This is a genomic window from Nocardia sp. NPDC055029 (genome assembly GCF_053608525.1).
Window position 1 is genome coordinate 235,974 of the sequence record NZ_JBSGVQ010000002.1, and the last position, 12,498, is coordinate 248,471.

Sequence of the window (12,498 nt, forward strand, 5' to 3'; positions counted from 1 at the left end):
CATTCGCCGATGATTCCGGGAGACGGCGAGCCGGTGCAACCACACCCACCTCGCATGTCATACCGCGAGCGGTTGCCCAGCGGTAACCCCTCACCTGGACCGTGCCGGTACTGTGAAGCCGGTTTCAGGCAGTCGGTGGTGATGAGGGAGTCGGTAGGCGGTGCGTGGTTTCGGGGATCTCGAAGCGGTGCTGATGGACCGTCTCTGGGATCGCGACGTGGATTCGACGACGGTGCGCGAGTTGTTCGACGAGCTGGCGGCCGAACGCGACATCGCCTACACGACGGTCATGTCGACCATGGACAACCTGCACCGCAAGGGCTGGCTGGCCAGGCAGCGCGACGGTCGCGCCTACCGCTACTGGCCGACGATGACGCGCGAGGAACACAGCGCCCAGCTCATGCACGAGGCGCTGGGCATCGGCGGCCGATCAGATCTCGTGCTCAGCCATTTCGTCGACCGGATCAGCGACGACGAATTCGCGGGCCTGCGGGCGGCGCTGCGGCGGGTTGCCACGCGGCGCAGCGAGGAGAACTAGGGGAGTGGGCGTGCTCGAAGTCGGGTGGGATCAGGTTTTCGCGTGGCGGCTGGGCAGGCAGTTCGTCACCGAGCCGACAGTGAACGGAGCCGAGGCCGTCGCGCGCAGGCTCGCCGGTGTGCAGGCGCAGGTCGCCTCGGCGGCGGAGACCGCGGTCGCGCTGCGCAGCGGCGTCGCCGGGCAGGACGCGGTGGCCGACGCGCTCGCGGTCGGCTCGCTGGTCAAGACGTGGGCGATGCGCGGCACCTTGCACGCGATGGTGCCCGAGCAGGCCGCGGCGGCGCTGTCGCTGATCGGGTCGGCGCGGACGTGGGAGAAGCCGTCCTGGCAGAAGACTTTCGGCGCGACGCCGGATCAGGTGACGGCCTTGGTCGTAGCGGTGTCGAAGGTTCTCGCCGATCGGGTCCTGACCCGTGACGAGCTCGTCGAAGCCGTTCTGGCCGAGCCCGGTTTCACCCACCTCGGCGAGCAGTTGCGCTCCGGCTGGGGTGCGGTGCTCAAACCGCTGGCCTGGCAGGGCGCGCTGTGCCATGGCCCAGCGCGCGGCACCAAGATCACCTTCACCAGTCCGGCGCACCTGATTCCCGGCTGGACCGGCGTGCCGGAACCGGACGCCGCCGCGCCGACACTGATCAGCGCCTATCTCGGCGCCTACGGTCCGGGGACGCCGGAAGCGTTCGATGCCTGGCTCAGCCGCAACAGCCTGCGCAAGACGGTCGTGCGCGGCTGGTTCGCGGCGATGGGTGATGCGCTGACCCAGGTGACCGTCGAGGGCCGGACCGGCTGGCTTCCCACCGAGTTCGTCGACGAGCTCGCCGCCGCCACCCTCGACGGCACGATCCAGCTGCTCGGCCCGTTCGATCAGTACATCCTGGGCCCAGGAACCTCCGACACCGCGGTACTGCCCGCCGAGCACCGCGCGAAGGTCAGCAGAACGGCAGGCTGGATCTCCCCGCTGGTGCTGGTGGACGGCCGGGTCGCCGGGACCTGGGACCGGGTCGACGACGAGGTGGTCGTCTCGATGTTCGGCACGGGCCGATTCCCGAAACGAGCGTTGTCCGCGGCGGCGGACCGCCTCGCGGAGGCGCTCGGCGACACCGCGCTCGCGGTGCGCGAAGGCTGACCCCGAACCGGGATTCCAGATATCCCGGACACCGAACCAAGCGCTTGCTACGCTCGCGCGATGATCCCCACGATCGTCTGGGGCACCGGCAATGTCGGCCGAGCGGCCATCCGTGCCGTGGCTGCCCATCCGGCGCTGGAACTCACGGGGGTGCTGGTGCACAACCCCGACAAGGTCGGCCGTGACGCCGGTGCACTCGCCGGACTCGACTACGGACTAGGGGTGCCCGCGTCCGCCGACATCGACGCACTGCTCGCTTCGGGTCCGCGCGCGGTCGTCTACGCGGCCTCCGGCGACATCCGTCCCGATGACGCGCTCGCCGACATCGTGCGCGCGATCTGCGCGGGCGCCGTCGTCGTGACCCCGGCTCTCTACGCGCTCTACGACCCGGTCAACGCCCCCGCCGAGATCCGCGACCCGGTACTGGAAGCCATTGCCGCCGGCGGTGGTTCGCTGTTCGTCTCCGGAGTCGATCCCGGCTGGGGCAACGATGTGCTGCCGCTGTTGATCAGCGGGCTCGCCACCACCGTGGATGTGGTGCGCTGCCAGGAGATCTTCGACTACTCCACCTACGACCAACCCGACTCGGTGCGGTATCTGGTCGGGATGGGTCAGCCGATGGACTACCAGCCGCCGATGCTGCTGCCCTCGGTCCCGACCATGGTGTGGGGCGGGCAGATTCGGCTGATGGCCAGGGCGCTCGGTGTCGAACTCGACGAAATCCGCGAGACCCTGGATCGGCGTGCACTCGACGCGACCGTGCAGACGGTGCAGATGGGTGAGTTCGAGGCGGGCACCCAAGGCGCGGTGCGGTTCGAGGTGCAGGGCATCGTCGACGGTGAACCGCGCATCGTGATCGAGCATGTCACCCGCATCCATCCGAGTTGCGCGCCGGACTGGCCGACGCCTCCGGACGGCGACGGCGCGCACCGGGTGATCATCGAGGGCACGCCTCGCATCGAGGTCAGCGTCGAGGCCACCGCCGAAGGCGGCAACCGGGCCGCGGGCGGAAACGCCACGGCGGTGGGCCGATTGGTCAATGCCATCGACTGGCTCGTCGACGCCGAACCGGGACTCTACGACGCACTCGATGTGCCGCTGCGGGCCGCGGTCGGCAAACTCGGAAGGAAATCGCCATGATCATCGACATTCCCGAGGGCAAGGACCCGATCGGTTACGTCTGGGGCGAGATGGTGCCCGGCATCGGTGTCGCCGCCGCCGCGTTCTCGCTGTCGGTCTACGAGCACTCGACCCTCGGGCTGCGTGAGTTCGAGGCGGCGCGGCTGCGCATCGCCCAGATCAACGGGTGCCTGTTCTGTCAGGACTGGCGCACCGAACGCGACGGGCACAAGGTCGAACCGGAGTTCGCCGACGCCGTGACGAACTGGCGCACCACCGATCGGTTCGACGAGCGGGCCAGGCTCGCCGCCGAATACGCCGAACGCTACGCCACCGATCATCACGGCCTCGACGACGAGTTCTGGGCCAGGATGTTCGAGCACTACACCCAGGCCGAGCTGGTCGAGCTGAGCATGAGCATCGGGTCCTGGCTCGCCTTCGGCCGCCTCAACCGGGTCCTCGGTCTGGATACCGTCTGCGTCCTGCCAGGTCACTGACCGCGATAGGCTGCGGGCCGTGGTGGACTCTCCGGTACAGCAGCTGATCGACACGGTGGCCTGGGTACTGATCGAGGACGGGCGCATCCTGTGCGCCCGGCCCCGGGGCAAGGACGTGTTCTTCATTCCCGGCGGCAAACGGGAAGGCGCCGAAACCGACCTGCAGACCTTGGTCCGCGAGGTCGCCGAGGAGCTGACCGTCGACCTGGCCGCCGACAGCGCCGTCCACGTGGGCACCTACGAGGCCGCGATCGCCGACGGCCACGCCACCGTCGTCCGGATGGCGTGCTACACCGCCGAGTACCGCGGTGTGCTCACCGCGAGCAGCGAGATCGACGCCCTGGCCTGGTTCGGCTACCACGACCGGGATCTGGTGCCGCCGGTCGACCAGCTCCTCTTCGACGACCTCGCCGCAGCGGGTTCCCTACGATGACCGGCCGGGGCGGCGGTATCTGGCGGACCATCGCGTACGGCCTGCTCGCCCTGCCGTTGGCCCTGACTCCGGTCCGCACCCGATTGCGCGTTCCCCGGCGGCTGCTGCACGAGCCGGTCTCCGCGCAGGGGGTCTCGGCGCTGCGTTGCGTGTCGCACTCCGCGCTGTCGGCCGGGGTCGGGATCGTCGCCTGGTTCCTGATGATGCTCACCATGCTCGGCCTGGTCCGCGGGCTCGCCTATCCCCTGGTCGCCGCGAGTGACTACGAAACATCCTGGGGTGGCCCCACTTTGGCAGGCGCGTGGGTGGTGCACGCGGCGGTCAGCCTCGTGATTGCCCCCGTGTTTCTCGGTATCGTCGCCTTGCTCGGCCACCTGCAACTCCGATTGACTCGCACCGTCCTGGGCCGAGCCGGGTCCTGGTGGGTGATTCCCGCCGCCGTCGTGCTCACCGCCGCGGGCGCCGTGTTCTTCCTCGCTTGGGTGCGGCAGATCTGATCTTCGCGGGTCCGCGAGGGTGTGCCGCCGCGGCGGTACCGTGACGATCACAGTGTCGGATGTCAGGGAGGTCTGCTTGTGATCACGCACGTCAGCCACGCGGTGATGTACGTCGCCGACCAGGCGGCATCGCTGAAGTTCTATGTTCAGCAGCTGGGTTTCGACCTCGTGCGCGACGTGGAGATGTTCCCCGGTGCGCGGTGGATCGAGGTCCTTCCACCGGGTGGTCAGACCTCGATCGTCCTGTCCGCTGCGGCGGCGTTCGACAAACGTCCCGGCGAGGGCGCCTACCTGCATTTCTCCTGCGACCCCTACGCCACCAGAGCCCAGCTGGCCGCGGAGGGGGTCGATGTCAGCGAAGTGAGCACCGAACCGTGGGGCACCTACTTCACGGCCACCGACCCCGACGACCACCAGGTCATGATCGCCCAGCACCAGTAGCTACGGATTCGGTTGCGGTATCAGGCCGGGTTCTCGCTGATCGACCGGTTGCGGGGCCGGGGTCGTCGGGCGGATGCCGAGGCCGATGAGGCCCGCCAGGATGGCGACGGCGGCGGTGACGTACCAGGCGCGCTGGAAGGCCTCGAGAGTGGCCGCCGGGGTGGTGGGTGAACCGAGCAGGGCGACAAGGATCGCCACGCCGACCGCGAGACCGAGCTGGCGGGCCATGCTCAATACCGCGGTGCCGGTCGCGAAGCGTTGTGGCGGAAGGGTTCCCGCGCCTGCCGCGAACGCGGTGGGCAGCGTCAGGCCGACACCGAGGCCGGTGAGCAGCATGCCGCCGAGCATGCCGGATACGTAGTCCGGCGCGAGTTCGGCTGCGCGCGCCCACCACAGCAGGCCACCGCCGAAGGCCAGCCCGCCCGCGGCGATCACGGGGCCGCTGCCGATGCGGTTGATGAGTTTGCCCGCGGCGACGGCAACGAACGGCACGACCAGCGGTCCCGGCGCGATCGCCGCGCCGGTCTGCAGGGCCGACCATCCCCACACGTTCTGCGCCCACAGCGTGACCGACAGCAACATCCCCGCGAACGCGATCTGGAACACGAGCGAATTCGCCGCCGCCAGACTGAAATTCGGGGCACGTAACAACGCGGGATCCACCACCGGGCTGTGGTGGCGCGCCGAGGACACGGCGAACACCACGCCGAGGCCGACGGCGACCGCGAACGCGGCCAGGACACCGGGCGACGTCCAGCCCCATTCGGGCCCCTGGACCACGGCCAGGATGGACGACCCGACCGCACCGATCAACGCCACCGCACCCAGCAGATCGGGCAGCGGACCGTGCTCGGCGGGTGGACGCGGCAGTGTACGCACACCGATGACCAAGGCCACCACACCGATCGGCACATTCACCAGAAACACCCAGCGCCAATCGAGTTCGACGAGCAGACCGCCGATCACCGGCCCGAGCGCGGCGCCGAGACCACCGAACGCGACCCACAGCCGGACCGCGCCAGCCCGCCGCTCCGGTGGCGTCGCGGCCAGGACCAAGGCCAGCGAGGACGGCGTCAGCAACGCACACCCGACGGCCTGGACAATGCGGAAACCGACGAGCGACTCCACATTCCACGCGACCGAGCACAGCGCCGAACCGAGCACGAACACCGCGAGCCCGGCCAGGAAGGTCGCGCGATTGCCGTTGCGGTCGCCGAGGCGACCGGCGGGCACCAGCAGGGCGGCGAACACGATCGCGTACAGGTTGAGCACCCAGGACAACGCGGTGAGCCCGGCACCCAGGTCGGTGGCCATGGCGGGCATGGCGACATTGACGATGAACAGGTCAAGGCTCGACAGCAGGACGCCGGTCGAGACCACGGCGAGGACCACCCGGGGATCGGTGGCGCGCTCGGCGGCAACGGAATTCATGCGGGCAGACTCCCGATCAGCCGAGGACACGGCGGGTTTGGCGGGCGGTGGCGAGCAGGACGCCGTCGCGGTCCCAGATGTCGGTGTCGTCGACAGACCAGCCGTCCCCGGTGCTGACATTCGCGGCGCGCACCAGCACCGGCGCGGCGCCGATACCGGCGAGGTCGGCGTGCAGTTGCAACGACAGCGTGACGGTTGGCACCGCGACGGGCGCGGTGAGCAGCGGGAACAGGCCGGGCGGCAGCGCGTCGGCGAGCACGGCCAGGCTCGGTGCGTCGATCGTCAGTGCCGGATCGAGGCCGATCCAGGCGCACATCATCGCCTCGTCCGCACCGCTGAGCGGCAGCGGACCCGCGGCGGGCCGGATCACGAAATGCGCTCCGACCGGGACGATCTCGGGCGGGAGCTGGAACGGCGCGCAGTCCTGTGGTGCGGTGACAACCGGCGCGGGGCGGGCGGTGTGCGCGCCGGTCCCGGTGGCGGCGGTGGCGCCGAGGGTGACGGTGGCCGCGGCGACCGGTGTGCCGTTCTGTGCGGCCAGGACGTCGAGGATCGTCGTACTGCGCCCGACGGTGTGCTCGGTGGCACTCAGGGTGAACGAGCCGGTGGCGGGGCGGCCGAGGAATCGCACGTCGGCGGCGCGCACCGGGTAGTCGCGGGTGCTCGCCCGCTGCGCGGTCTCGATCAGCAGGCCTGCGAGTGTGCCGCCGTGTGGGCCGGTCCAGCCGCGCCAGGAATCGTCGACGTCGGCGTGCCAACGCCCCGATCCGGTGGCGGTGAGGCTGAATTCGGCACCGAGCCGCCCAGTGAGTTTCATCATGCAACTCAAGATAGACGGGTGAGTTCTTTCATGCAACCGACTATGCTCGGGGTATGCGACGCACCAGCTTCGAGGACATGAACTGCTCCCTGGCCCAATGCCTGGAAGTGGTCGGTGAATGGTGGACGCTGCTGATCGTGCGCGACGCGCTGTTCGGGGTGACCCGCTTCGACGAGTTCCGCGAACGCCTCGGCATCGCCCGCAATGTCCTCACCCAGCGCCTGGACGGCCTGGTCGAACACGGGATCATGACCAAGGAGCCCTACCAGGACAACCCGGTCCGCTACGACTACCGGCTCACGACCAAGGGCCGTTCGCTGTGGCAGGTGGTGACAGCGATGCGGCAGTGGGGCGACGAATGGGCCGCACCCAACGGAGCCCCGGTGGTGGCCGTGCACCGCGGCTGCGGGCACGTCGCCACCGTCGAACCAGTGTGCTCGCACTGCGGGGAACCCGTCCTCGGCCGGGATCTGACCCCGGTCGACGGTCCCGGTGCCGGCGAGATCTCGCTGCTCCCGTCCCGCTGACGAACTGCTCGTCCGATTCGGCCGGGCCGCGCATCGGGCGAGGACCGCGCGAGACGCGGCTGTGAAGTGTGCCAAGGTGTGCGCGGTGCGGCCGTGATTCCGCTAGCCTGCCGGGTGTCCGTTCCCCGAACGAAGGTGATCCAAAAGTGACTTCCGTGGTCGATGCCCCTGATCTCGCGTCGAAGGTAGGGCACTACTACCGGGTCGATGACGTCTACGAGGTCGGCCGCGAGAAAATCCGCGAATACGCCCGCGCGGTGCAGGACTTCCACCCCGCGCACTGGGAGGACGACGCGGCGGCCGCTCTCGGCTACCCGGGCCTGGTCGCCCCGCTGACGTTCGTCTCCATCCCGGCGATGGCCGCCAATCGCCTGCTGTTCGAGCAGGTGGTGGTCGGCTACGACATGTTCGTGCAGACCGAGCAGGTCTTCGAGCAGCACAAGCCGATCGTCGCGGGCGACCGGCTCGTCGTCGATGTCGAGCTGTCCTCGGTGCGACGGATCGCGGGCAAGGATCTGATCACCGTCACCAACACCTTCGCCGACGAAGCCGGCGAGACCGTGCACATCATGCACACCACGGTCGTCGGGATCACCGGCGACGGCGTCGACCCCGAGATCACGCGCGCCGTCGAGAACGTGATGGTGCACGGCGTCAAGGTGTTCGGCAACGGCGACGCTCAGCACGCGGGCGAGACACCGCTGCGCCCGGAAGGCGAGATCCGGCTCTCGGCCGGCGGCGTGGCGCGCGTTCCGGGCACGACCCTGTCCTTCGACGAGTTGACCGTCGGTGCCGAACTCCCGATCCGCGACGCGCGCCTGTCGCGCGGCGACCTCGTCAACTACGCGGGTGTCTCCGGTGACGGCAACCCGATCCACTGGGACGAGAGCATCGCCCGCCTGGCCGGCCTGCCCGACGTGATCGCGCACGGCATGCTCACCATGGGGCTGGGCGCGGGTTTCGTCTCCACCTGGTCCGGCGACCCGGGCGCGGTCACCCGCTACGGCGTGCGCCTGTCGAACTACACGATCGTCGACAGCCAGGGTGGCGAGATCGAGTACACCGGCCGGGTGAAGTCGCTCGACCCCGAGACCAGGACCGCGGTGATCGCGATCGTCGCCAAGTCCGGCGGCCGCAAGATCTTCGGCCTGGCGACCACCACCCTGCGTTTCCGCTGAGTGCGCCGCGGTGAGCCCGGTTCACCCCGCGACCGGGCTCACCCGCACCCAGGTGTTGTTGACCGCCGCCGCGCCGGAGAACGGGTCGGTGCGGCCGGGATCGTGCAGCAGGTTGACATTGGCGCCCGGCTGGGCGGCGGCCACGGTCCAGCCGACACCGGGTTCGTGATGACCCCAGCCGTGCGGGATCGCGACCACGCCGGCGCGGATGTCGTCGCTGATCTCCACCGGCACGACGATCGAACCGACCGTGGACTCGACGGTCACCTGGTCACCGTCGGTGAGGCCGCGTTCGGTGGCGTCGCCGGGGTGCATGAGCACGGTGCAGCGGTCGCGTCCCTTCATCATCGACGGGATGTTGTGCAGCCACGAGTTGTTGCTGCGCAGGTGGCGGCGGCCGATGAGTTGCAGGTCGTAGCCGGGCGCCGTCGCCGTGTCGGCGGCGTCGATGACCTCGCGCACGGCGGCCAGGAACTCCGGTGGCGCGAGCTGCACCAAGCGGTCCTTCGTCCCGATCAGCTCACGCAACCGTGGCACCAGCGGACCCAGGTCGACACCGCCGACGCTGGCCCGAATCCTGGTGGCCGTCAGACCTTTCCGGCCGCGTCGCAGCACACCGTAGGGTCCTGCCGCGATGGCCGCGGCGGTCAAGCGCATCGGGCTGAACAGGTCGAAGACGCCGGTCAGCGCGCGACCGGTGAGCCGCCGCGCGGGCAGCGGCACCAGTTCGGTGACCAGGCGCGCCAGGATCTGCCAGTCCTCGAGTCCGTCGGCGGGTGGTTCGAAGACGGCGGCGTCGAATCGGGCGTTGTTGCGCACGCTGAACACCGGGAACAGCAGGTTGATCTCTTCGCGCTCCAGCGGTGAGATCGGCGGCAGGATGATGTCGGCGTGCCGGGTGGTCTCGGTGATGTACATGTCGACGGCGACGTAGAAGTCCAGTGATGCCAGTGCGGCGTCGAGCCGCCCGCCCTGCGGTGTGGACAGCACCGGGTTGCCCGCGTAGGTGATCATCGCCCTGATCCGGTCCGATCCTTCGGCGAGGATGTCCTCGGCCAGCACCGTCACCGGCAACTCGCTGCGGAAGGACTTGTGGGTGCCGGACCGGTCGGTCCACGCCCCGTAGCCCATCGGCAGGTATTTGCCGTAGCGGGGGGCATCGACCGGCGGGGTCGCGAACATCTGGCCGCCCGCGCGGTCGAGGTTGCCGGTGACGGCGTTGATCGTGTTCACCAGCCAGTGTGTGAGCGTGCCCGTGACCTGCAGGCACACCCCGATCCGCGCGTAGAGCACCGCCGAGGGCGCCGCCGCGTGGTCGCGGGCCAGGCGCCGGATGGTGTCGGCGTCGACGCCTGCGTCGGCCGCCATCCGCTCCGGTGATGTCGTCGCGACCAGCTCGGCCAGCTGGTCCCAGCCGGCGCATTGCGCGCGCACCGCCCGCTCGTCGCACAGTCCCTCGGTGACCAGCACGTGCAGCATCGCCAGCAGCAGGTAGACGTCGCCACCGGGCCGCACCGCCACGTGCTCGTCGGCCAACCGCGCGGTTTCGGTGCGCCGCGGGTCGATCACGACGACGGTGCCGCCGCGTTTCCTGACCTCCTTGATGCGCAGCTTCGCCCCGGGCATGGTGGTGATCGACCCGTTGGACACGGCCGGGTTGGCGCCGAGCACCACGAGCCGATCGGTGCGGTCGATATCGGTCACCGGCATGAGCACGTTGGCGCCGAACATCCGCCACGCGACGAATTCCTGCGGGAACTGGTCGATCGAGGAGGCGGAGAAGAAGTTGCGCGTCAGCAGCGCCGCGCGCAGCAGGGCGCCGTAGATCACCGAGGAACTGTGCGCGGCGGGGTTGCCCATGTACATCCCGATCGCGCTGGGGCCGTGCGCCGACCGCACCGCCCGCAATCGGTGCCCGATCTCGCTGAACGCCTCGTCCCAGCCGATCGGTTCGAAAGTGTCACCGACCCGGCGGACCGGAGTGCGCAACCGGTCGGGATCGTGGTGCAGTCCGCCCATCGCGGTGGCTTTCGGGCAGATGTAGCCCTTGGACAGCACGTCGTCGGGATTGCCTTCGATGCGTGCGACCTGGTCGCCCTCGACCGTCACCAGAATCCCGCAGTGCGCCTCGCACAGTGTGCACTGCCGCGCAATCGTCCTGCTGTCCACCGTTTCCCCGCCTTTCGCCGAACCGCTCGCCCCACGCTATCCCGGCCCACCCGCCCGCAGATCCGCCCACGGTCGGAGATTTCGTCTTCGGCCGTCCATGTTCTGCGACACACCTGTCACAGGATCCGGTGCGGCGGCGTCTTATGTCCGACGAGTCGGTCGAGGAGGAGGTCGGACAATGAAGGTAGTGGTAGTCGGCGCCGGGTACGCGGGCACGATGGCAGCGAACCGGCTCGCCAAGAGGGCGAAGTCCACCGAGATCACGGTGCTCAACCAGCGACCGGAGTTCGTCGAACGGGTGCGGTTGCATCAGCAGGTCGCCGGAACCCGCGGTGTCGCGACACCGTTGGGGTCGGTGCTGCGGGACGGGATCGACTGGCGGGTCGGGACCGTCGACAAGGTGGGCGACGGGAGCGTGGCGCTCACCGACGGGCAGGTCATCGGCTTCGACTACGCGGTGCTGGCCGTCGGCAGCACGGTGTCCCCGCTGCCGGGCACCGTCCCGGTCGGCATCTGGGAAGGCGCGGAGCAGGCCCGTCTGGAACTGAGCGCACTGCAGGAGGGCGGCATCGTCACCGTTGTCGGCGGCGGCGCGACCGGTATCGAGACGGCGGCCGAGGTGGCCGAGACCAGGCCCGATCTGCGGGTGCGGTTGATCGGCGCCACCGTGGCGGGATCGTTCACCCACACCGCGCACGAGCGCATCCGTGAGCTGTTGCGGCAGCAGGGTGTCGAGATCATCGACGACAGCGTGGCCGAGGTCGACGCGTCCGTGACGGGCACCGTCGTCCATCTCGCATCGGGCCGGGTACTCACCTCCGACCTGACTCTCTGGGCGATCATCGGCAGCACTCCCGACCTGGCCGCCCGCAGCGGTCTGCGCGTCGATCCCAGCGGCCGCGCCGTCGTCGACGACTACCTGCGCAGCGTCGACGACGAGCGGGTCTTCGCGATCGGCGACTGCGCCGCCGTCCCCGGGGCCCGCCAATCCTGCTACACCGCCAGCCCCCAGGGCATATACGCGGCCAACGCCCTGGCTCGCCTGAGCAGGGGCCGCGACCCGAAACCGTTCACCCTGGGCCCCTACACCGGCCGCGCCGTCACCCTCGGCCGGCACGCGGCGATCTTGCAGTTCACCCGCACCGACGACACGCTGCGCAAGGCCCACCTCGGCGGCCGTACCGCGGCCGTGCTGAAGGAACTGGCCTCCCGCACTGCGAAATTCGGCGCGTCGACCGGACTCTGAACACCGGGTCATAACGAGAAGTTATGGGGTGGTGGGTGATTGCCCACTACCCGCCGGCGCGAACACCCACCAGGCTCGGTGACATCCCGTTGCAGCGGGCAGGCGATGGTGGAGGAGAACAGCGTGACGTTCGTGATCGGTGCCGACTGCGTCGATGTCCTGGATCGGGCCTGCATCGAGGAATGCCCGATCGACTGCATCTTCGTCGGCAATCGGATGGCCTACATCCAGCCCGACGAGTGCATCGATTGCGGTGCGTGCGAACCGGTGTGCCCGGTCGAGGCGATCCACTACGAAGACGACATTCCCGAAGGCCAGGAGCAGTTCGCCATCGAGAACGCCCGCTTCTTCGCCGACCCGCTGCCGGGCAGAGCGACAGCGCTCGGTCAGCCGGGCGGCGCGACGGGCGTCGGACAGCTCGGCGTCGACACGCCGTACGTGCGGGCGTTCCAGCCGTGAACGCCCGCACATACCAGCGT

The 12,498-nt window shown here is 69.5% G+C and carries 14 protein-coding genes; 11 read left to right on the forward strand and 3 right to left on the reverse strand.

Features of this window, described 5'->3' with window-relative positions; genetic code table 11:
• Positions 1-160: 160 nt before the first annotated feature.
• From ACWF9G_RS03025 to ACWF9G_RS03055, 7 genes are all read left to right on the forward strand, one after another.
• Positions 161-538 carry a BlaI/MecI/CopY family transcriptional regulator gene (locus ACWF9G_RS03025; RefSeq protein WP_379085899.1) on the forward strand — a complete coding sequence of 126 codons (378 nt, stop codon included), beginning with the start codon at positions 161-163 and terminating at the stop codon, positions 536-538.
• 4 nt (positions 539-542) lie between these two features.
• Entirely contained in the window at positions 543-1,661 is a 1,119-nt protein-coding gene (locus tag ACWF9G_RS03030) for a winged helix DNA-binding domain-containing protein (protein WP_452513260.1), read from the forward strand.
• A gap of 60 nt (positions 1,662-1,721) precedes the next feature.
• Positions 1,722-2,801 carry an NAD(P)H-dependent amine dehydrogenase family protein gene (locus ACWF9G_RS03035; RefSeq protein WP_452513262.1) on the forward strand — a complete coding sequence of 360 codons (1,080 nt, stop codon included), beginning with the start codon at positions 1,722-1,724 and terminating at the stop codon, positions 2,799-2,801.
• Complete coding sequence (locus ACWF9G_RS03040; RefSeq protein WP_452513264.1) at positions 2,798-3,277, forward strand: carboxymuconolactone decarboxylase family protein; 480 nt, start codon at positions 2,798-2,800, stop codon at positions 3,275-3,277. Before ACWF9G_RS03035 ends, ACWF9G_RS03040 begins: the two co-directional genes overlap by 4 nt.
• Before the next feature lie 19 nt (positions 3,278-3,296).
• On the forward strand, positions 3,297-3,710 hold the full coding sequence (locus ACWF9G_RS03045; protein ID WP_379305982.1) for an NUDIX hydrolase: 414 nt from the start codon (positions 3,297-3,299) through the stop codon (positions 3,708-3,710).
• The gene (locus ACWF9G_RS03050; protein ID WP_452513266.1) at positions 3,707-4,207 is read left to right on the forward strand and encodes a hypothetical protein; all 501 of its coding nucleotides are present in this window, start codon (positions 3,707-3,709) and stop codon (positions 4,205-4,207) included. Before ACWF9G_RS03045 ends, ACWF9G_RS03050 begins: the two co-directional genes overlap by 4 nt.
• Positions 4,208-4,285: 78 nt before the next feature.
• Positions 4,286-4,648 carry a VOC family protein gene (locus ACWF9G_RS03055; RefSeq protein ID WP_452513268.1) on the forward strand — a complete coding sequence of 121 codons (363 nt, stop codon included), beginning with the start codon at positions 4,286-4,288 and terminating at the stop codon, positions 4,646-4,648.
• Here the strand turns inward: ACWF9G_RS03055 and ACWF9G_RS03060 are convergent, their stop codons facing one another.
• The gene (locus ACWF9G_RS03060) at positions 4,649-6,079 is read right to left on the reverse strand and encodes an MFS transporter (RefSeq protein ID WP_452513269.1); all 1,431 of its coding nucleotides are present in this window, start codon (positions 6,077-6,079) and stop codon (positions 4,649-4,651) included. It lies immediately after the preceding gene.
• Between the two features lie 16 nt (positions 6,080-6,095).
• A complete protein-coding gene (locus ACWF9G_RS03065; RefSeq protein WP_452513270.1) occupies positions 6,096-6,899 on the reverse strand; it encodes an acyl-CoA thioesterase in 804 nt (267 codons plus the stop codon).
• A 53-nt stretch (positions 6,900-6,952) separates the two neighbouring features.
• On the opposite strand from ACWF9G_RS03065, the gene ACWF9G_RS03070 reads away from it, so the two are divergent.
• Positions 6,953-7,426, forward strand: a complete 474-nt coding sequence (locus ACWF9G_RS03070) for a winged helix-turn-helix transcriptional regulator (RefSeq protein WP_452513272.1) — start codon at positions 6,953-6,955, stop codon at positions 7,424-7,426.
• Positions 7,427-7,572: 146 nt separating this feature from the next.
• Positions 7,573-8,604 (forward strand): fused (3R)-hydroxyacyl-ACP dehydratase subunits HadA/HadB, encoded by a 1,032-nt coding sequence (locus ACWF9G_RS03075; RefSeq protein ID WP_452513274.1) that lies wholly within the window; start codon positions 7,573-7,575, stop codon positions 8,602-8,604.
• Positions 8,605-8,625: 21 nt separating this feature from the next.
• Here ACWF9G_RS03075 and ACWF9G_RS03080 read toward each other — a convergent pair whose 3' ends face one another.
• Positions 8,626-10,773: a molybdopterin oxidoreductase family protein gene (locus tag ACWF9G_RS03080; RefSeq protein WP_452513276.1), complete on the reverse strand. Its 2,148-nt coding sequence runs from the start codon at positions 10,771-10,773 to the stop codon at positions 8,626-8,628.
• A gap of 178 nt (positions 10,774-10,951) precedes the next feature.
• On the opposite strand from ACWF9G_RS03080, the gene ACWF9G_RS03085 reads away from it, so the two are divergent.
• Positions 10,952-12,019 carry an NAD(P)/FAD-dependent oxidoreductase gene (locus ACWF9G_RS03085; protein ID WP_452513278.1) on the forward strand — a complete coding sequence of 356 codons (1,068 nt, stop codon included), beginning with the start codon at positions 10,952-10,954 and terminating at the stop codon, positions 12,017-12,019.
• A gap of 123 nt (positions 12,020-12,142) precedes the next feature.
• Complete coding sequence (gene fdxA / locus ACWF9G_RS03090; RefSeq protein ID WP_452513280.1) at positions 12,143-12,478, forward strand: ferredoxin; 336 nt, start codon at positions 12,143-12,145, stop codon at positions 12,476-12,478.
• Positions 12,479-12,498: the final 20 nt, after the last annotated feature.